Annotated in this window: 17 protein-coding genes and 1 pseudogene; 13 read left to right on the forward strand and 5 right to left on the reverse strand. The window is 74.3% G+C overall.

The window, feature by feature from the left end; translation table 11 throughout:
• Nucleotides 1–27 precede the first annotated feature (27 nt).
• From CG736_RS13300 to CG736_RS13330, 7 genes are all read left to right on the forward strand, one after another.
• A complete protein-coding gene (locus CG736_RS13300; protein WP_100586423.1) occupies nucleotides 28–1,638 on the forward strand; it encodes a nitroreductase family protein in 1,611 nt (536 codons plus the stop codon).
• A 14-nt stretch (nucleotides 1,639–1,652) separates the two neighbouring features.
• Complete coding sequence (locus CG736_RS13305) at nucleotides 1,653–4,451, forward strand: lantibiotic dehydratase (protein ID WP_369880174.1); 2,799 nt, start codon at nucleotides 1,653–1,655, stop codon at nucleotides 4,449–4,451.
• Nucleotides 4,448–5,503 (forward strand): lantibiotic dehydratase C-terminal domain-containing protein, encoded by a 1,056-nt coding sequence (locus tag CG736_RS13310; protein WP_100586424.1) that lies wholly within the window; start codon nucleotides 4,448–4,450, stop codon nucleotides 5,501–5,503. Before CG736_RS13305 ends, CG736_RS13310 begins: the two co-directional genes overlap by 4 nt.
• Nucleotides 5,500–6,708 (forward strand): peptidase M50, encoded by a 1,209-nt coding sequence (locus CG736_RS13315; RefSeq protein WP_100586425.1) that lies wholly within the window; start codon nucleotides 5,500–5,502, stop codon nucleotides 6,706–6,708. Before CG736_RS13310 ends, CG736_RS13315 begins: the two co-directional genes overlap by 4 nt.
• Nucleotides 6,709–6,790: 82 nt before the next feature.
• Entirely contained in the window at nucleotides 6,791–7,717 is a 927-nt protein-coding gene (locus CG736_RS13320) for an ABC transporter ATP-binding protein (protein WP_100586426.1), read from the forward strand.
• A gap of 81 nt (nucleotides 7,718–7,798) precedes the next feature.
• A complete protein-coding gene (locus tag CG736_RS13325; protein WP_100586427.1) occupies nucleotides 7,799–8,548 on the forward strand; it encodes an ABC transporter permease in 750 nt (249 codons plus the stop codon).
• Nucleotides 8,549–8,640: 92 nt separating this feature from the next.
• Nucleotides 8,641–10,626, forward strand: coding sequence for a TOMM precursor leader peptide-binding protein (locus tag CG736_RS13330; protein ID WP_100586428.1), 1,986 nt, complete (start codon nucleotides 8,641–8,643; stop codon nucleotides 10,624–10,626).
• A gap of 87 nt (nucleotides 10,627–10,713) precedes the next feature.
• Here CG736_RS13330 and CG736_RS13335 read toward each other — a convergent pair whose 3' ends face one another.
• Nucleotides 10,714–10,887 (reverse strand): thiazolylpeptide-type bacteriocin, encoded by a 174-nt coding sequence (locus CG736_RS13335; protein WP_073810233.1) that lies wholly within the window; start codon nucleotides 10,885–10,887, stop codon nucleotides 10,714–10,716.
• 193 nt (nucleotides 10,888–11,080) lie between these two features.
• Between CG736_RS13335 and CG736_RS13340 the strand changes: the two genes are divergently transcribed.
• Nucleotides 11,081–12,367 (forward strand): amidohydrolase, encoded by a 1,287-nt coding sequence (locus tag CG736_RS13340; RefSeq protein WP_100586429.1) that lies wholly within the window; start codon nucleotides 11,081–11,083, stop codon nucleotides 12,365–12,367.
• A gap of 96 nt (nucleotides 12,368–12,463) precedes the next feature.
• Here CG736_RS13340 and CG736_RS13345 read toward each other — a convergent pair whose 3' ends face one another.
• Nucleotides 12,464–12,694, reverse strand: coding sequence for a hypothetical protein (locus tag CG736_RS13345; RefSeq protein ID WP_100586430.1), 231 nt, complete (start codon nucleotides 12,692–12,694; stop codon nucleotides 12,464–12,466).
• 102 nt (nucleotides 12,695–12,796) lie between these two features.
• On the opposite strand from CG736_RS13345, the gene CG736_RS13350 reads away from it, so the two are divergent.
• The 3 genes from CG736_RS13350 (at nucleotide 12,797) to CG736_RS13360 (ending at nucleotide 14,988) form a co-directional block, all read left to right on the forward strand.
• On the forward strand, nucleotides 12,797–13,888 hold the full coding sequence (locus CG736_RS13350; protein ID WP_100586431.1) for a DUF5937 family protein: 1,092 nt from the start codon (nucleotides 12,797–12,799) through the stop codon (nucleotides 13,886–13,888).
• A 201-nt stretch (nucleotides 13,889–14,089) separates the two neighbouring features.
• On the forward strand, nucleotides 14,090–14,440 hold the full coding sequence (locus tag CG736_RS13355) for a hypothetical protein (protein ID WP_100586432.1): 351 nt from the start codon (nucleotides 14,090–14,092) through the stop codon (nucleotides 14,438–14,440).
• Nucleotides 14,441–14,622: 182 nt separating this feature from the next.
• The gene (locus CG736_RS13360) at nucleotides 14,623–14,988 is read left to right on the forward strand and encodes a hypothetical protein (protein ID WP_157815562.1); all 366 of its coding nucleotides are present in this window, start codon (nucleotides 14,623–14,625) and stop codon (nucleotides 14,986–14,988) included.
• Between the two features lie 69 nt (nucleotides 14,989–15,057).
• Here the strand turns inward: CG736_RS13360 and CG736_RS13365 are convergent, their stop codons facing one another.
• A complete protein-coding gene (locus tag CG736_RS13365; protein ID WP_043907821.1) occupies nucleotides 15,058–15,699 on the reverse strand; it encodes a carbonic anhydrase in 642 nt (213 codons plus the stop codon).
• Nucleotides 15,700–15,938: 239 nt separating this feature from the next.
• Entirely contained in the window at nucleotides 15,939–16,220 is a 282-nt protein-coding gene (locus CG736_RS13370) for a hypothetical protein (RefSeq protein ID WP_100586434.1), read from the reverse strand.
• Between the two features lie 261 nt (nucleotides 16,221–16,481).
• Here CG736_RS13370 and CG736_RS13375 point away from each other — a divergent pair.
• Nucleotides 16,482–17,386 (forward strand): annotated as a pseudogene (locus CG736_RS13375) (class I SAM-dependent methyltransferase).
• Here CG736_RS13375 and CG736_RS13380 read toward each other — a convergent pair.
• Nucleotides 17,346–18,023, reverse strand: a complete 678-nt coding sequence (locus CG736_RS13380) for a YoaK family protein (protein WP_369880179.1) — start codon at nucleotides 18,021–18,023, stop codon at nucleotides 17,346–17,348. The pseudogene CG736_RS13375 and the gene CG736_RS13380 sit on opposite strands and share 41 nt — an antisense overlap.
• A gap of 166 nt (nucleotides 18,024–18,189) precedes the next feature.
• On the opposite strand from CG736_RS13380, the gene CG736_RS13385 reads away from it, so the two are divergent.
• A complete protein-coding gene (locus CG736_RS13385; protein ID WP_198520487.1) occupies nucleotides 18,190–19,845 on the forward strand; it encodes an FAD-binding oxidoreductase in 1,656 nt (551 codons plus the stop codon).
• Nucleotides 19,846–19,984 lie beyond the last annotated feature (139 nt).

Raw genomic sequence — 19,984 nt, forward strand, 5'->3', positions numbered from 1 at the left:
TGGCAGGCGCACGAGAGAGGAACGATCATGGGCTACGCCCGCGCGTACGCGTCCGCGGTGCTGTGGCGGGGCCGGGTCCCGATGGAGCCCGCCGACTTCGTGCCCGACTGGGCCGACCGCCCGCGCAAGGACAAGTACTTCCCCGCCGCACCGCACTTCCCGCTGCCGGACTGCCCGCCCGGCCCCGCCGCCGCCGTCGGGCGCGGTCTGTTCGGGCCGCGCGGCGAGGGGGGCTTCACGCTGCCGCTGCTCGGCGGCATGCTGCGCGACTCCTACGGCCTGACGGGCCGTCGGCTCGGCGTGCAGGCCAACTCGGACCTCGGCACGCTGCCCCGCTACCCGCACGCCAACTTCTCCCGCGGCACCGCCTCCGGCGGCGGCCTCTACCCGATCGGCATCCACTGGGTCAGCGGGCCGAGCGGGCCGCTGACCCCCGGCGTGCACCACTACTCCACCCCGCACCACTCGATGCGGCGGCTGCTGACCGGCGACGTCACGCCCGACGTGCGGGCCGCGCTCGGCGGCCGCTCCGAGGAGTGCGACCAGTTCCTGGTGCTGACCGTCAAGTTCTGGCAGAACGCCTTCAAGTACAACAGCTTCGCCTACCACGTGGTCACCATGGACCTGGGCGCGCTGCTGGAGACCTGGCGGATCTGGGCCGGTGCGCAGGGCCTGCGGCTGGACGCCGCGCTCTGGTTCGACGAGGAGCGGATCGGCCGGCTGCTCGGCCTGCGCGCCGAGGAGGAGGGCGTGTTCGCCGTCGTCCCGCTGCGCTGGGCCGGCGCGGGCGCCGACCCGCTGTCGGCCGAGCCGACCGGGGCCGTCGTCCGGGCCGCCGAGCAGGAACGGTCGCGGACCGTCATCGAGTTCGAGACCGTCCGGCGGATCCACCGGGCCACCCTCGACGGCGCGGCCGAGCGGCCCGCCGAAGGGGTGCTGGACGCGGCGCTGGACGAGGCCTGGGCGCGGCTCCGGGCGGCGTCCGCGCCGGCCGGGCCGGTCGGCGAGCCGATCCGGCTGCCCGCACCGCGGGAGGCCGCGCTCGGCGTCCGCGAGGCGCTGCGGGCCCGGCGCAGCAGCTTCGGACGGTTCACCGGCAACCCGCCGATGTCCGCCGAGCAGCTGTCCACCGCGCTCGCCGCCGCCGCCTCGGCCGGAAAGCTGATCAATTGTCAGGAAGGGCCGGTGAACGGCCCGTTGACGCGGCTGCACGTGTTCGTCAACCATGTCGCGGGCGTGCCGGCCGGCGCGTACGCGTACCAGCCGGGCGAGCGCACGCTGACACCGGTCGAGGCGGGACCGCAGGGCGGGTTCCTGCAGCGGAACTACTTCCTGGACAACTACAACCTGGAGCAGGCCGGTGCGCTGATCCTGGTCAGCGCCCCCACCCCGGCCGTGCTGGACGCCGTCGGCGACCGCGGCCTGCGCCTGGTGAACGCCGCCGTCGGCGCGACCTCGCAGGCGCTGTACACGGTCGCCCCGGCGGCCGGGCTGGCCTGCGGAGTGGCCCTCGGCTTCGACTCCGTCTCCTACACCGAGCACCTGGGCCTCGTGGACGGCGAGGAACTGCCGCTGCTGATCATGATGATCGGTCAGGAGCACCGCAGCCCGGCCGACTTCGACCACGCGATCGCCTGACCGGCGGAGGAACGTTGACCACCACTGTGACCGCGGGAAGCGCCGCACCCGCCGGCCGGGCACTCGGCCTCGGGCCCCGCTTCATGCTGCGCGCCGGCGGGTTGCCCGTCGAGGCCGTGCATGGCCTTCGCTCGGCCGAAGTCTTCGGCTGGGCCGAGGAGTTGGTGGCCGAGGAGGAGCGGCTGGCCGACCTCGGCGCCCGGCTGAGCGACCCGCTGTCGGCGCTCGTCAAGCTCGCGCCGGACGCCGACGGCCGCCGCCGGGTGCTGGACCTGCGGCGCAGGGTGTTCAACAACCGGATGCCCGCGCGGCCCGCCGAGGCGCTCGCGCTGGTCGCCGAACTCGACCAGGACGCCGCCGAGTTGCTCGCCCAGTGGCTGCCCGCCCGGCAGCGCCTGGCCGAGCTGCGGGACGCCGGAGGCCCGGTCTTCGAGCGCGAACTCGTCCGCACCCGGGCCGAGTTGCGCCGCCTGGCGAGCCTGGACGAACTGCGGCTCGGCCTGCTGCTGGCCTCGCCGCCGCTGGAGGCCCGCCTGGACGGCATCGGCGCACCGAGCGCCGCGCCGGACAAGCGGACCCGCAAGATGGAACGCTCGCTGCTGTCGTACCTGTACCGGACGGCCTGCAAGACCAGCCCGTTCAGCACCTTCACGCCGGTCGCCGTCGGGACGTTCGGCGAGCCGGTCGCCGGTGCGGAGCCCGCGGACGGCACCGAGCTGCTGCTGGGCGACGGGCGCCGCAGCCACCCGCGGCTGAACGTGGTGGTGCTGGCCCGGCTCGCCGAACTGGTCGCCGCCGACCCGGAGCGCCGCGCCGACCTGCCGGTGGCCCCCGCCTCCGGCATGGAGCTGACCGAGGACCGAGTGCGCTACGTGCGGCGCTCGGTGACGGCGGGCGACGCCGGCGCGGCGGTGAGCTTCGACGCGGCCCGCGACCGGCTGTTCTTCCTGCGTCTGAGCGGCGTACTGGAGCGACTGCTGGAGCTGTTCCGGCAGCGCCCGCGGATCCGGTTCGGCGAGCTGGCGGCCGAACTCGCCGCGCAGCTCGGCCCGGACGGCGGCGCCGCCGACGCGGGCGACGCCGAGCGGTACCTGGCCGCGCTGCTGGACGTCGGCATCCTGCAACTGCCGCTGCTGGCCACCGACGTGCACACCGGCGACCCGCTGAGGTCCTTCCAGCGGGCGCTGCGCTCGCTGGAGCGCCCGTGGGCGACCGCGGTCGCCGACCGGCTGGCCGGGCCGATCGCCGCGCTGGAACGCTACCCGGCGGCCGACGTCCCGACCCGGCGGGCGCTGCTGGTCGAGATCCGCTCCGAACTGGCTGCCGTCCAGGCCGAGTTGGGGGAGGAACGGGCGAGTGTCCCGCAGACCCTGCTGTACGAGGACGTCGCCGCCGGCCAGGTGACGGCCGACCCGCGGCCGTGGGCGCGGCTGGCCGCCGAGCCGCTGGCCGAACTCACCAGGATCCTCCCGGTGTTCGACCTGGGCCTGGCCCAACGCCTCACTCTGAAGGGCTTCTTCCTGGCCCGGCACGGCCGGGGCGGCCGCAGCGACGACCTGCTGCAACTGGTGCACGACTTCCACGAGGACATCTTCAACCAGTACCTGCAGTTCACCGCCGCCAAGTCGGGCGACGCCGAGCACCGCGGCTACCCGCCGGAGGAGAACTGGCTGGGCCAGCCGCAGATCACCGCGCTCGACCGGGCCCGCGCCGAACTGGCCCGCCGGATGCGCCACTTGGCGGAGCAGCTGCCGGACGACGCGGAGGAACTGGCGCTCACGGACGCCGACCTGGCCGCCGTCGCCGCCGAACTCGGCACGGGCGTCGGCGAGTTCGCGCCGCACAGCCACTTCGTCCAGCTGTCCGCGCAGGACGGCGAGCCGCTGGTGGTGCTCAACCACTCGTACGGCGGGCTGTGCTTCCCGTTCACCCGGTTCACGCACTGCTTCGACGACGACCGCGTCGCCCTGCCGGCCGGGCTGCGCGGCACGCTGCGCCGGGTGGTGCCCGAGGGCGCGGTGCTGGCGGAGGTCACCGCGGGTGCGGCCACCACCAACCTGAACCTGCACGCGCGGCTGACCGACTACGAGTTGGTGTGCCCGGGCGAGACCAGCACCGCGCCCGAGGGCGCGCAGATCCACCTGGACGACCTGTACGTCGAGCACGACCCGGCCGCCGACCGCCTGGTGCTGCGCTCGCGGCGGCTCGGCGTCGAGGTGGTCCCGGTCTACCTCGGCTACCTGGTGCCGATGGTGCTGCCCGACATCCCGCGCAGCCTGCTGCTGTTCTCACCGACCTCGCGGGTGACGCCCGAACTGTGGCGCGGCGTGCCCGCCGCCGCCTCGGAGACCGGCGTCGCCCGCCGTCCCCGGGTCCGCCTGGGCAGCCTGGTGCTGCACCGGCGCAACTGGACCGCCACCGCCGCGGCACTGCCGCAACTCCCGCCGGGAGCAACCGAGTCGGAGCGATACCTGGAATGGCAGCGCTGGCGTCGCCGGCACTCCCTGCCCGACCGGGTGTTCGCCCGGGCGTACCCCGAGGGGCCCGGCGTCCCCCTCGGGGCCGCCAAACCCCAGTACGTGGACTTCGCCAGCCCGCTGTCGCTGACCGCGCTGGACGCCCTGCTGTCCGGCGGCGCCGGACGGCTGGTGCTGGAGGAGATGCTGCCCGGCGAGGACGCGCTGCACGTCCGCTCCGCGCACGGGCGCCACGTCGCCGAACTGGCCCTGGAAATCCTGCCGTCGGTGCCGCCGGAGCCTTCGGTGGAGCAGAACGGTGCGATCGAGACCCGGCTAGGAGAGCCGAACCAATGACCGATCTGTCGTCGTCCCCGGACACCCCGGGGGACTGGCTCGCGCTGCACGTCTTCTACGCCGCCAGCCCGCGGCCGCTGCTGCTGCAGTGCGTGCGCCCGCTGGTGACCGAACTCGCCGACGAGGGCCTGCTCGCCGGGTACTTCTTCATCAACTACTGGGTGGAGGGCCCGCACCTGCGCCTGCGGCTGCGCCCCGCCCGCCCCGAGGCCGCCGAGCAGGTCCGCGAGCGCGCCGAGACCGCCGTCGCCGAGTTCCTGCGCCGCCGCCCCGCGCTCTACCAGGTGGCGGACAGCTTCTTCGCGGAGCTCTACAACACCATGTTCGAGCTGGAGTTCACGCCCGACGAGCGGGCCGAACTGGTCGGCCCGGACGGGAGGATGAGGCTGCGGGAGAACAACACCTTCAGCCGCGAGGAGTACGAACCCGAGTACGGCAAGTACGGCGGCCCCGCCGGGATCGACCTCGCCGAGTGGCACTTCCAGCACTCCAGCGACCTGGTGATCGAAGCCACCCGCACCATGAACCTGCACCTGCGCACCGTGGTGCTGGGCCTGGCCACCCAGCTGATGATGACCATGACGGCGTGCTTCCTCCCCGAGGAGGACGACCTGCTGGCCTTCCTCGACCGCTACCACGCGTTCTGGAACCGCTCGTTCGCCGGCACCAACTACACCGCGCAGCAGGGCTACGACCGGGCCTACGCCAGCATGGGCGACACCCTGCCGGCCAGGTTCCGGGCGATCCGCGCGGCGATCGTCGACCGGGCGCCCGAGCGGCTGCCCGCCGTGCTCCGCGGCTGGGCCGAACACTGCCTCGAACTGCGCGAGAAGGCCGCCGAGTTGGCACGCCGCGGCGAACTGGTCTTCCGCTCCTGGGACGGCACCCGCGACCTGACCGTCACCGACCCCGCCGAGGCGCTGCCGATGCTGCTGTTCCCGTACGCGCACATGACCAACAACCGGCTGTCGGTGACCGTCCGCGACGAGGCGTTCCTGTCGTACATCCTGGCCCGTGCCCTGCGCGAGCCGCAGCCCGCGGCGGCGCCGTGAGCAGCCGTCGCCTGCTGGAGCTGCGGCCGGCGATCCGCCCCGAACTGCGGATCGCCCGGCCGCTGCGCCGCGGCACCGCCGTCGTCCACCTGCTGCACGACCCGATCGGCGGGCGGCAGTTGGAGATAGGGCCGAAGGAGCACTTCATCATCGCCCGGCTCGACGGCACCCGGACCCTCGCCCAGGTCGGCGAGGAGTACGCGCAGCGGTTCCGGGTCCGGCTCGGCGAGCCGCAGTGGCAGCAGATGATGGGCCTGCTGTACACCCGCGGACTGCTCGTCGACGCCCCCGTCCCGGTGCCGCCGAAGGCCGCCGAGCGGCCCCGCTCCGGCCTGCTGAGCGGCCGGGCCAAGCTGGTCGCCGACGCGCCCCAACTGCTCGACACCCTGCACCGCGTCACCGGATTCGCCCGCCGCCGCGCCGTCCTGGCGCCGCTGCTGGCCCTGGTCGCGGCACTGCTGGTCGCCGTCGCCGTCCAACTGCCCACCCTGATCGACGAGACCCGGCGGCTCAGCGACAACCCCGTCGCACTGTTCGCCGTCGGCACCCTGCTGTGGACCAGCCTCGCCCTGCACGAACTCGCCCACGGCCTGGTCGGCCGTGCCTACGGCGGCCGGATCGGCGAGATCGGGCTGCGCTGGCGGCTGCCGATGACGTACCTGTACTGCGAGGTGGAGGACGTCCGGTTCTTCGCCCGCCGTCGCGAGCAGATCGCCACCGCCGCCGCCGGCGCGGTCGCCAACCTGGCCTTCCTGCTGCCGTTCTACCCCGCCTGGGCGCTGCTGCCCGCACACGCCCAGGCCCGGCCGTTCCTCGGCGGACTGCTGCTGCTCGGCACCGCCGTCGCCCTCGGCAACCTGCTGCCGCTGCCCCCGCTGGACGGCTACAAGGCGCTCGGCTACGCCCTGGACACCCTTCAACTGGCCACCGAGAGCCGCACGTTCGCCGCCGTGGCGGTCCGCGCCGCGATCCGCCGCGACGGCGCCGAACTGCGCCGCTACCCGGCCCGGCTGCGCCTGGTCCACGGCGGCTACGCGCTCGGCTGCGCGGTGCTGGCCGCCGCCCTGCTGGCCGCAGCGAGCGCCCTGCTGGCGGCCTGGTTCGGCCCGCTCGCGGGCTGGCTGCCGGCCCTCGCGGTGGTGGCCGCGCTGCTGCTGTGGGCGGCGGGCGGCGCGCTGCGGTCGCTGCGCGGGGGACGCGAATGAACGGACCATGACCGGAGCAACTGTGCGGTGCAGCAAGGCGGGTGACGTGAGGTCGCGTGATGTCGGCAAGGAGAGAACACAGATGAGCACAGGTGACGGCCGCCCCGACGCGGCAGTGGCGCTGGACGGCGTCCGCAAGCGCTACGGCACGGTCCAGGCACTCGACGGAGTGTCCCTGACGGTCGAACGGGGTGAGTTCTTCGGCATCCTCGGCCCCAACGGCGCCGGCAAGACCACCCTGGTGGAGATCGTCGAAGGACTGCGAACCCCCGACTCCGGCACCGTCAGCGTGCTCGGCGAAAGCCCCTGGCCGCGCAACACCGCACTGCTGCGCCGCCTCGGCATCCAGACCCAGAGCTCGGCGTTCTTCACCCGGCTCACCGCCCGGGAACACCTGGAGACCGTCGCCGCGCTCTACCGCCTGGAGCGGCCCGCCGCGCTCCGCGCCCTCGATCTGGTCGACCTCGGGGACCAGGCCGACCGCCGCATCGACCAGCTCTCCGGCGGCCAGCGCCAACGCCTGGCGCTCGCCACCGCACTGATCCACGAACCCGAACTGATCTTCCTGGACGAGCCGACCGCCGCCCTCGACCCGGCCGCCCGCCGCTCGCTCTGGGAGGTGCTGCGCGCCCTCAAGGGCGACGGCCGCACCATCGTCCACACCACCCACCACCTCGACGAGGCCGAGGCGCTCTGCGACCGGGTGGCGATCGTCGCCCGCGGCGCCGTGCTCGCCGTCGACAGCCCCCGCCACCTGATCAAGTCGCTCTCCGCGCCCACCACACTGCGCGTCCCCGCCTACCGGCTCGGCGTCGAGGACGTCCGCGACCTGCCCGGCGTCGAGAGCGCCGGCATCGAGGGCGGCGAACTGGTGATCTCCACCCACACCGCCAACCAGGTGCTGCTCGCCCTCGGCGACCTGGTCGACCTGGAGGAGATCACCACCCGCACGGCGACCCTGGAGGACGCCTACCTCGCACTGACCACGACGGAGCAGCGCCGGTCGTGACCGCCCACCTCGAACCGGCTGCGACGGAGCAGTGCCGGTCGTGACCGCCCACCTCGAACCGATCGCAACGGAGCACCGACCGTGAACGCCTACACCGCCGTGACCAGGGCCAGCTACCTCGCCTACCTGCGCGACCGCACCTCGGTGATCTTCACCTTCGCGTTCCCGCTGGTCTTCCTGATCGTCTTCGGGATGATCTTCCAGGGCCAGGCGGTGGACGGCGGCCTGTCCTACATCAACTACATCGCGCCCGGCGTGCTCTCCTGGGGCATCGGCAACGCCGCCCTGTTCGGCGTCGCCTTCACCCTGATGCACTGGCGTCGCGACGACCTGCTGCGCCTGATCTGGCGCACCCCCACCCCGCTGCCCACCGTGCTCGGCGCCCGCTACGCCGTCGCCCTCGGCACCGGCCTGGTCCAGGCCGTGCTGTTCACCGCCGTCGCACTCGCCGCCTTCGGCCTGCACCTGTCCGGCTCCTGGCCGCTCGCGCTGCCCGTGCTGGTCTTCGGCATCACCGCCTTCGCCGCGCTCGGCCTGGTCGTCGGCACCCTCGCCAACACCCCCGAGGCGGTCGCCGCGATCGCCAACTGCGTGATGGTCCCGATGGCGTTCCTGTCCGGCGCGTTCTACCCCATCGACCTGATGCCGGGCTGGCTCCAGGGCCTCTCCCGGGCCCTGCCGCTGCGCTACTTCGACGAAGGCGTCACCGACGCCGTCGGCGGCCGCGGCGGCATCGCCATGCCGTTCCTCGACTGCGCCGCGCTCACCGGCTTCACCCTGGTCTTCGCGCTGATCGCCGCCAAGACCTTCCGCTGGAGCAACCGAAACTGACGCACCGTCAGGTTCGAACTCGCTGACCCGCCGCGCGGGCAGACCGATCCCACCCCCGGCCCGCCCGGCCGGGGTCTCCCCGGAGGCACCAGATGACCACCCCCGCCGAGGCCTCGTTCGAAGCCGCCAGGGACCGGATGGAGCGTCGACTCGCCGAACGCGCCGCCGGCGACGGGCACCCCGCGCCCGCGGTCGCCGTCCTCGGCGGCACCGACCTGCTGCGCCCCGAACCCGCCGACGCCGCCCGCCGCCGCGCCCGCGCCACCGTCCACCTCACCGCGCAGACCGTCCTGATCGGCCCGTGGGGCGGCGACCCCGACGGCGCGTGCGGCACCTGCCTGGCCATGCGCTGGCAGCGCCTGCGCAGCCGCACCGAACGCGAAGCCCTGGAGACCGGCCGCACCAGCACCCTGGCCGGCCCCGGCCTGCCCCCGCTGCCCGACCACGCCGTCGACGCCGTCTGGGCACTGCACCTGCTCACCGCCGACGCCGCCCCGACCGCACTGCCCCAGGTCTCCCGGCTCGACCTGGAGACGCTGCGGGTGCAGACCTTCCCGCTGCTCGCCGAACCGCTCTGCCCGTCCTGCGCGGACCGTGACGGGGAGGACGGTGACGGCGTGGTCGGTGGCGGGGAGGACCGTGGCGGCGTGGTCGGTGGCGGCGCAGTCCGTGACGGGGTGCCGGGCGTCGAACAGCCCGTGCTGCCCCTGGTCTCCCGCCCCAAGCCCGCCCCCGACCGCCGCCGGCTGCGCCCGGCCGACGGCTACGACCTGCCCGAAGCGGCGCTCGCCAACCCGGTCTGCGGCGTGCTCGGCGCCGGCACCTGGACCGACGTGGTCTCGCCGACCACCGCCCCCGTCGCCGGCTCCGTCTTCATGCGCGGCTACGCCGGACTCACCGACGTCACCTGGAGCGGCCAGGCCAACTCTTTCCGGGCCAGCCGCTCGCTCGCCTTCCTGGAAGGCCTGGAACGCTACGCCGGTACCCATCGCCGCTCCAACACGCCCCTCCTGACGGACAGTTACCGCAACCTGGGGGCCGCCGCACTCGACCCGCGGGAATGCGGCCTGTACAGCGAACGCACCTACCGCGACGACCCGATGCTCGGCCCGTTCGACCCCGACCGGCCGATCCCCTGGGTCCAGGGCTGGTCCCTGCGCGACCAGAAGCCCGTCCTGGTGCCCGCCCGGCTCTGCTACTACAGCGCCGGCGTCGCCGCCGACAACTTCGTCTTCGAATGCTCAAACGGCTGTGCCATCGGCAGCTGCCTCGAAGAGGCCATCCTGTACGGCCTGCTCGAACTGATCGAACGGGATGCCTTTCTGATCGGCTGGTACGGCAACGCCCGGCTGCCCGAGATCGACCTCACCGCCAGCACCGGGCCCGCGCTGCGTGCCATGCTCGACCGGGCCGCCCTGCTCGGCTACGACGTGCACGCCTTCGACAACCGGATCGACCTCGCCGTCCCCGTCGTCACCGCCCTCGCCGTCCGCCGCGACGGCGGCCCCGGCACCCTCGCGTTCGCCGCCTCCGCCGGATTCGACCCCGAGGACACCGTCGAATCCGCGGTCTCCGAGATCCTCACCTACATCCCGCACCTGCCCGGCCAGGTCCACGAGCGACCCGCCGAACTCGTCGCGATGGCCTCGGACTTCGACCTGGTGCGCCGCCTGCCCGACCACGCCGCGCTGTTCGGCCTGCCGCAGATGGCCCAGCACGCCCGCAGCTACCTCGAACCCACCGCCCCCGCCCGGCCCGCCGCCGAGCTGTACGCCGACTGGGCCGAGACCTGCCCGCGCGGCACCGACCTGCTCGACGACCTGCTGTTCTGCCGCGACCGGTTCACCGACGCCGGGTACGACGTCATCGTGGTCGACCAGACCTCACCCGAACAGCGCCGCCTCGGCCTGCACACCGTCAGCACCCTGGTGCCCGGACTGCTCCCCATCGACTTCGGCTGGACCCGCCAGCGCGCCCTCCAACTGCCGCGCCTGCGCACCGCGTTGCGCCGCGGCGGGCTGCGCGCCACCGATCTCGCCGAGGACGAACTGCGGCTCGTCCCGCACCCGTTCCCGTAGGCGCCGCCGAGGCCCTGGCTGTTCGGAAACGGCCGATGGCCCCCCGCCCGTGAGGGAGGAGGGCCACCGGACGACTGCGCCGCAGGCTCAGGCGGTGCAGGAGGTGGTGCTGGTGGTGCTGGAGCAGGTGCTGGTGCTGGAGCAGGAGGTCGAGGAGCCCAGCATGACCTCGGAGGTGTCCGAGTAGTCGCTGATCTCGAAGGTCTCCGACTCGAGGTTCAGGATCTCCTGGGCCAGCGACGCGAGCGAAGTGTCAGCCATGGCACTTCTCCTTTCGGTGCAGGGGGGCGGTCCGGCCGTCACAGCCGGACCGTGGACGGAAGGAGCCGGCGGCGCTTCTCGCGAATCGCCGTCGCGCACACGTCAGTTCTACCGAGGGCCGCTGGCAGTACCCGGCGAACCCCACTGACAAGTCACTGACCACCCGTCGCCACGCCCCAGGAGCGCCGCCCCGATGACCGCTGCCCCGCCCGACGCTGCCCCCTCCGACGCCGGCCTCGCCCGGGCCGCCGAGCTCTACCTCGACCTGCACCGGCACCCCGAACTGTCCGGCGCCGAGGAACGCACCGCCGCCCGCTTCGCCGACCGGCTGGCCGGGGCCGGGTACCAGGTGACCCGAGGCATCGGCGGCCACGGCGTCGCCGCCGTGCTGCGCAACGGCCCCGGACCGGTGGTCATGCTGCGTGCCGAACTCGACGCGCTGCCGGTCGCCGAACGCACCGGCCTGCCGTACGCCAGCACCGCCACCGGCCGCACCCCCGACGGCCGGGAGGTGCCGGTGATGCACGCCTGCGGCCACGACGTCCACCTCGCCTGCGCGGCGGGGGCCGCCGCCGCACTCGCGGACGCCCGGGACGCCTGGCGCGGCACCGTGCTGGTGGTCGGCCAGCCCGCCGAGGAGACCCTGTCGGGCGCGCGGGCGATGCTGGCGGACGGCCTGTACCGGCGTTTCGAGCCGCCCTCGGTGGTGCTCGCCCAGCACACCGCGCCGCTGCCCGCAGGAATGGTCGCCCACGGCCGGGGCCCGGTGACGGCCGGCAGCCGCACCCTGCGCGTGGTGATCCACGGCCGCGGCGGGCACGCCGGCGCACCCCACCTGGCCCTGGACCCCGTGGTGGCGGCCGCCGCCGTCGTCCTGCGGCTCCAGTCGATCGTCGCCCAGGAGACCTCGCCCGCCGAGCAGTTGGTGGTCACCGTCGGCTCCCTGGAGGCGGCCGGCCAGGGCAACGTGATCCCCGACCGGGCGGTGCTGGCGGTGACGGTGCGCGGCTTCGCCGAGGAATCCCTGGAGCGGGCCTGCACCGCCGTGCGGCGGATCGTCCGCGGCGAGGCCGCCGCCTCCGGCTGCCCCCGGGAACCCGAGTTCGAGGAGCTCTCCCGCTCCGGCGTCAACACCCCCGATCCGGCCCTCGCCGAACAACTGCGCACCGTGCACCGGAAGTTGTTTGGCCCCGCCCGGGTCTCCGAGTGGCCGCCCGCGCTCGCCACCGAGGACTTCCCGCTGTTCGGCCCCGCCGGCGAGAGCCTTCACGGCGTGCCCGGCATCCGCACCGCGTACTGGATGCTCGGCATGGTCGGCCCCGAGCAGTGGGCCGCCGCCCCCGGCCCCGACGCCGCCCGGAAACTCGCCGCCCTGCCCGCCAACCACTCACCCGAGTTCCGCCCCCAGGTCGGCGCCACCCTGCGCACCGGCATCGCCGCCCTGCACGCGGCCGCGCTTGCGAGCCTCGGCAGGCCGTAGCCGGTCGACGGAGCGTCGGTGTCCACGGCCGTCGCTGCGCCAGTGCGGAGCGTCGGGAACGGAGCGTCGGGGCCGTGGGTCGGGGCCGGTGGGTCGCTACGGGCGGCCGAACCAGTCGCGCAGACGGTGGCGGAGGCCTGCGGCCGGGCGGCGGGGCTCGTAGTGGTGGGCGTCCCGGTCGCGGGTGGGTCGGTGGCGGGTCTCGCGGTGGTGGGTGAGGGCCGCGCGCAGCGTCGCGAGGTCGTGGGTGCCGGGCAGGGGCGGGGCCGGTTCGCCGTGGTGGGCGGCGCGGGCGCTGTCGAGCAGGTGCTGGTGCAGTGCGTTCACCCGCCCACCCTGGGCCACGGGCCGCCCGGCAGTCCCGTCGTTTGACGGCTCCCGTCAAACGACCCGAGGGGGTTTCTCCGCCCGAGGCGGCACCATGGACAGGTGAGCGTGACCATCGACATCACCGGCCTGCCGCACGAGCGCATCGTCTTCCGCCCCTCGCCGCTGGCCGAACTCGGCAACGCCTTGCACGCGCTGGCCGAGCCCGACCACCACACCGGACTGCACGCGTGGACGACGGCGACCACCGCCGCGCTCGCGCCGGACCTCGCCGACCGGCTGCTGGAGGCCGAGTTCATGTGGCAATCGACACGCTCCGACTTCCTGCTGCCGCCGCACCCCCGGGAGACCCTCGCCGAGGAGCTCGACGACCTCGACCGGATGGACGACGAGAAGTTCGTCGGCGCGGCGCTGGAGATCTCCTGCAGCACCAGCTTCTACTCCAGGGGCCTGCCGTCGCCCCTGGTCGACGAGTGGTCCCGGCGGCGGGCACTCGACCTCGCCGCCGCCCGCGGCCCGCGCCAGGCGGCGTTCGTGGAACGGATGCTCGCCGACCCCACCGCCGCGCGCGCCTGGATCCGACGCCTGCTGGAGGACTGCGACCGGGCGTTCTTCGCCGACACCTGGCAGCGGGTCCGCGACGGGCTCGCCGCCGACGCCCGGGACAAGACCGAACTGCTGCGCCGCAAGGGCCTGGCGGCGGCGCTCACGGCGGCGTCCCCGGCGCTGAGCCTGGCGGAGGACGAGCACGGCACCCGCATCGTCGTCGACAAGCTCGTGCAGGGCCGCACCCGGGCGGACACCGCCGTCACCCTGCTGCCGAGCGTCTTCGGCCGGCCGCACCTGTTCACCCTGTACGCGCCGGGCTGGCAGCCGGTGATCCAGTACCCCGCCGCCGCCGGCCACGGCCTCGACCACACCGATTCGACGGAGACGATCGTGCTGCGGCTGGAGGCGCTCACCCACCCGGTGCGGATCAGCCTGTGCCGCCACCTCGCGCGCGGCGCGTACTCGACCAACGAGCTGGCCGACGCGTCCGGCATCACCGCCCCGGAGGCCTCCCGACACCTGGCCGTACTGCGGAAGGCCGGGCTGGTCGTCACCCGGCGGCGGGGCCGCTACGTCCTCCACCAGCTCGACCTTCCGGTCGTCGCGCGGATCGGCGGCGACTTCCTGGAGTCCGTGCTGCGCTGACCCGGCCGAATCCGCCCGGAACGCGGACTGCTGCGGCGCCCGTCGGGCGCTCCCGTGACCCGGGTCAACCGGCAGCGGCTGGTGGGTCGTTGTGCGCAGCCGGAGGCCGGAGCGGGTGACGGGGAGGCGCCGTGACGAACCCCGGGAACGTCGCCCCCGCCACCGGGCCGCAACCGTCCCGCTCGGAGGCCGGAGAACCCGATGACCCTGCCCGACCCCGACCGCCTCACCGGCCGTCAGGTCCTGCTCGCCGCCCTCACCGAAGAACCCGCCTGCGCCGACACCGCCGCCGACCTCCTCACCGAGTCCCGCCTCGGCGGCGCGCTCGCCCTGGCCGGCGTCGTCGTCCTCGCCGCGGTCGTCGCCTGGCTCCAGACCGAGGCCGACATCCGCTTCCCAAAGCCGGTGTGTGGGACGCGGCCGGCCGGTTGGCGGTGCACCTTGCCGAGCGTGCGGAGCCGCGCGATCTCCAGGAACTGGGTGTTCATGCCTGGTACTTCTGGACCTGCAAGGCGTCGGCGGCGGTTCGAGTGCTGCTCCGCCGTGGGCTGATCGCCCGAGCCGACCCATGGGAGTGTGCGGACTACGAGGCGCACGTGGACGTTCTCGAAGCGCTCCACTTCGCCGGGGAGACCGCTGCGGTCAGGTCCTTCGCGCGGCGGTGCGTGACGGACATCAGCATGGAGGACACGTAGGGGGTCGGCGCACTGGTGGGCTTCCTGACCCGGCAGGGAATGACCGATCTCCGGGCGACCTTGATCGAGCGGGCCGTCGAAGGGGCGGATCTCGACCACGTCCAGAGTGTGGCGAGGCTGTTGGAGGCGCTGGCGGAGGCCGGCGACGGCGACGCCGTCGCCCGGCTGCTGCGCCGGGATCCGGTGGGATGCGTCGACCTGAGGCGGGCGTCGGCCGACCACAGCCAGCAGCTCCTGGACGTGCTCAGGAAGGTCGGCTGCCCGCAGGCGGAGGAGTTCGCCCGCCGGGCCAGGGCGGTCGGCTGCTTGCCGGGGGAGGAGTACCTGCCTCACGGGCTGAACCCGGACGGCACCCGCGCTGCGCCGTGGACCTGGGCCGAGCTGGTGGCGCAGGGCGAGTGCTGACGGCGCGGGCCGGGAATGCCGCAGCCCCGGCCGGGGTGGCCGGGGCTGCGGGTGGGGTGGCTGGGGTGGTCAGGCGGCGGCGGGGGTGGGGAGGTCGAGGCCGCGGGTGGTGACCAGGTGGGCGGTGCCGTCGACCAGGCGGTAGGAGAGGCCGACGACGGCGGTGCGGCCGGCGGCGACCGCGTCGGAGAGGATGCGCGAGCGCTCCATGAGGAGGGCCACGGTGTGCCTTATGTGCTCGTTGATGAAGTGGGAGTTGTCGGTGTGGCCGGCGGCGTTCGCGGCGAGCACGCTCGGGGTGACCCGCTCGATCACGTCGCGGACGAAGCCCTCGCCGGTGGCGCCGGCGGCGACCGCCTCGCGGGTGGCGGCGACCGCGCCGCAGGAGTCGTGGCCGAGGACCACGACCAGCGGGGTGCCCAGCAGGCTCACGCCGTACTCGATGCTGCCGAGAACCTCGGGGCCGAGCACGTGGCCGGCGGTGCGGACCACGAACAGGTCGCCGAGGCCCTGGTCGAAGATGATCTCGGCGGCGAGCCGGGAGTCGGAGCAGCCGAACATCACCGCGAACGGGGCCTGCGCCGGTGCGGTCTGGGCGCGGCGGGCGGCATCCTGGTTCGGGTGCTCGGGGCCGCCGGCGACGAACCTGCCGTTGCCCGCCAGCAGCATCTCGAAGGCTTCGGTGGGAGTGAGGTGCGCGGCGTCTGTCATGCCCGCAGACTACGTCCCCTGCCTATCGGGAGGCTCGTCCGGGCCACCTCCTGGACTCTTTCGAGTCGTTCGGAAACCGGGGCGAATCGGTGGAGACCGGGCGGAATCGTTCGGATATCGGTGTGTCGAAGGCGATAATTATGCACCGAATGCGCCATTGGTGCGGACACCGCCGACCCCGTCGATACCGCCGATTGCCGCCGCGGCGCCGTTGACTCCCGGCCGGGGTCGGGCGCCGCTCAGTAGCAGCGGTAGTCGCGGGTGCCCTCGTAGGTGTCGCCGAAGCTGTTGCGGAACACCACGTTGTAGTGGCCGTAGCGGTAGCCGTTGCCGCCGGTGTACGTGTACGACAGGGTCTGCACGAAGCCGCCGTTGCCGTAGTAGTTGGTGTAGGAGTCCGGGCAGCCCATGCCGCTCAGGTCGGCGATCGGCGCGGCGAAGGCGGTGCCCGCCAGCCCGAGCGTCAGGGCGCCGCCGAGGGCGAGCACGGATGCGGCCTTGGCGGCGCGGCGAACGGGCATGGGGGGCTCCTTGGAGTGTGGGGGCCGTCTGGGGTGTGCGGAGGCCCTTGTGGGGGCGGGCCGATCCTGCCCGGGTTGAATTGATCGCGTCAATGGTATGGACCAATTCGGGCGAGAGGGTGGCTGGATTCCGGCCCGGCGGGCGGTAATGTCCGGTTGCGCCGGTGTGATGTACGGGCGGCGGCGACGCGGGACGGGCGGCCGACGGCGTCGCGGAGCGAGAAGCGGGCGTCGCCGGACGGGACGCGGAGGGCGGGCGCGGTGGACGGCTGGGAGTGGGACGAGACGCTGTTCGCCGGCGCGGCCGAGCACTGTGCGCGCGGGCGGCTCCCGTGCGCCCCGGGCTGGCTCGGGCACTCGCCCCCGGGCCGGCGCAGGCACTCGCCCGCGCCCTGCAACTCGACGGCGCCGGACGGCTGTTGGACCTCGGCTGCGGTCCCGGGACGCTCGTCCTCGGCCTGGCCGGGCTGTTCGGCGAGGTGGTCGGCGTGGACCCGGACGTCGGGATGCTCGCCGAGGCGGCCCGGGCCGCCGGGCGCGCCGGACCGGCCGGCCGGGCCCGCCGGGTGAACGCCCGCGCCGAGCAACTGCCGTCCGGGCTAGGCACGTTCACCGTCGCCACGTTCGGCAACTCGCTCCACTGGATGGACCGCGAGCAGGTCGCCGCCACCGTCCACGACCTGCTCCGCCCGGGCGGCGCGGCCATCCACCTCGCCGACTGGAAGGCCGAACCGCGAACCACCTCCGGCCTCCCGCACCCGCCGCTGCCGCAGGACGCCGTCGACGCCCTGGTCCGCGCCTACCTGGGCCCCGTCCGACGCGCCGGGCGCGGCCTGCTGCCGCACGGAACGCCCGGCGGCGAGTCCGAGGTCTTCGCCCGGGCCGGTTTCGCGGGCCCCGAACGCCTGATCGTCCCCGGCGGGGCCGTCCTGGAACGCACCGAGGACGACGCCGTCGCCGCCGTGCTCTCCCTCTCCTCCTCCGCCCCGCACCTGTTCGGCCCGCGCCTGCCGGCCTTCGAGGCCGACCTGCGCCGGCTGCTCCGCGAGGCGTCCCCGTCGGGCCTCTTCGCCGTCCGGTTGCCGAGCACCGAGGCGGTGATCCGGCGCGCGGACCGATTCGGCGTCAGGCGCGGTCCCGGTAGAGGACGGCCGTCGCGGCGGTGAGGACGGCGGCCAGGACGAGCGCCCAGGGGAGGTGGTGGTGCAGGACCAGCAGGGCGCCCGGGACGGTGCCGGCGGTCATGGTGAGGGCGGCGAGGACGCGGCGGCGCTGGTGCGGGGAGTGCCGGCCGGCCAGGCGGGTGTCGGCGGCGAGGCCGGTCAGGGTCATGGTCAGGACGGTGGTGGTGAGGTCGGGGACGCCGAGGCTGCGGACGGTGGCGTTGCGCAGGCCCATGGCGACGGCGAGCAGCGCGATCACGCCGTACTGGAGCGCGCCGCCCGTGCCGAAGGCGAAGGCCACGGCGGCGGCCGCGAGGTGCAGCAGCGTCTCGGCGGCGAGCGCGGGCCGCAGCCGGCCGAGGGTGAGGCGTCCGGCGAGGGCCGCGCCCAGCAGGAACGCGGCGAGCGAGGTGAGGGAGCCGAGGACGGAGAACCCGGGCGCGCCGGCCAGCGCGAAGCCGATGACCACCACGTTGCCGGTCATGTTGGCGGCGAACACGTGGGACAGCCCGAGGTAGCTGACGGCGTCGATCAGGCCGCTGACCGCCGTGAGCCCGAACAGCGCGAGGGCCAGCGGGTCGCCGTCCTCGGTGGTCGCGCCGATCGGCCGGGGCGGCGGGGTGGCGGCGGACGTGGACACGGCTCCTCCGGGCGGACGGACTGACGGGCGGTCAGTAGCCTGCCAGAGCGCCGCCGCACGGGGACGGAACCCGCCGACACGTCCGGCCGAACCCTGGGCGCGGGCGGCGTCGGCAGGCATCCTGGGGAGGATCGGCGGAACCGGCCCTCGGCAAACGGGAATGACGATGGATCAGCAGGACGTGTCCGGAGTGCGGCTGAACCGTCGGGGCCTGCTGGCCGCCGCCGCGGTCGGCCTGGCGGCAGCGGGAAGCCCGGGGAGCGCCGTCGCGGCGGGCCCGCCCACGGGCCGGGACCCGGAGACGTTCGGGCCGGCGGGGGTGCGGCCGGGGGACCCGCGGTACGAGAGCCTGCTCAGGGGCGACAACCACCGGTTCGTCGGGCGCCCGGACGAGGTGCGGGTGGTGGGCAGCACCGCGCAGGTGGTGCAGGCCGTACAGGACGCCGTCCGCGACGGGCGGCGGATCGGGGTGCGCAGCGGCGGCCACTGCTTCGAGGACTTCACCGCCGACCCGGAGATCCGCCTCCTGCTGGACCTGTCGCAGCTGGACGCGGTGGGCTACGACCCGTCGCGGCGCGCGTTCGAGGTGCAGCCCGGCGCCACCCTGGGCCGGGTCTACCGGACGCTGTTCAAGGGCTGGGGCGTGACCATCCCGGCCGGCGGCTGCCCCGAGGTGGGCGCGGGCGGCCACCTGGTCGGCGGCGGGTACGGCCCGCTCTCCCGGCGGTACGGCTCGGTGGTCGACCACCTGTACGGCGTCGAGGTGGTGGTCGTCGACCGGGACGGCACCGCCCGCGCGGTGGTCGCCACCCGCGAGCCGGACGACCCCCACCGGGACCTGTGGTGGGCGCACACCGGCGGGGGCGGCGGCAACTTCGGCGTGGTCACCCGGTACTGGCTGCGCTCGCCCCGGGGCGACGCGGAGGCCCGGGCGGCCGCCCCCGACCCGCGCCGCCTGCTGCCGCCCGCCCCGGCCGAGATCCTCGAAGCCGTGGTGGAGTGGACCTGGGACCCGGCGAAGACCACCGAGCAGGCCGTCACCACCCTGATCCGCAACTTCTGCACCTGGCACGAGACTCACAGCGACCCGGGCTCGCCCTACGACGCCCTCTACGCGATCCTCCAACTCGCCCACCAGGACGCCGGAACGTTCTCGATGGTGGTGCAGATCGACGCCGGCGTCCCCCACGCGGCCGACCTGGTCGACGAGTTCGTCACCCACGTGAACACCGGGACCGGCCTCGACCTCGACGGCGGCAGCGCCACCGCGCCCTGGCTGTACGTGATGACCTGGCCGGGCAACGGCGAGTCCGGCAACCTCGTCACCCGCCGCTACAAGGGCAAGGCCGGCTACCTGAAGCGCTCCTTCACCGACGCCCAACTCGCCACGATCCACCGCCACTTGACGAACAGCACCGGAAACGCCGCCTGCGGCATGCTGATCGTCGGCTACGGCGGCCAGGTCCGCGCGGTGGATCCCGGGGCGACCGCGGTGGCCCAGCGCGACGTGGTGATGAAGGCGGTCTACCACAGCATCTGGGCCGCGGAGCAGGACGACGCCGCCAACCTGGCCTGGGTGCGCGAGCTGTACCGCGACGTCCACCGGGACACCGGCGGGGTGCCCGTCCCCGGCGAGGTCAGCGACGGCTCCTACATCAACTACCCGGACGTCGACCTCGCCGACCCGGCCTGGAACACCTCCGGCGTCCCCTGGCACACCCTCTACTACAAGGACAACTACCCCCGCCTGCAACGCGTCAAGGCCCGCTGGGACCCGCGCGACGTGTTCCGGCACGCCCTCTCGATCGAACCGCCGCGCTGACCTGAATCGACGTCGTCTCGGGCCGGCAGACCGTGCCGGCGGTCGGCGCCCGGCCCCTGACGGGCTGGACCGCCCAGGCGCGGGGGAGCGCGGTCGTCTGCGGGAATCCCCGTTCCTGTCCTCCCGAGTGCGATTCTGG

The organism is Kitasatospora sp. CB02891 (assembly GCF_002803145.1).
Lineage (GTDB): Bacteria > Actinomycetota > Actinomycetes > Streptomycetales > Streptomycetaceae > Kitasatospora > Kitasatospora griseola.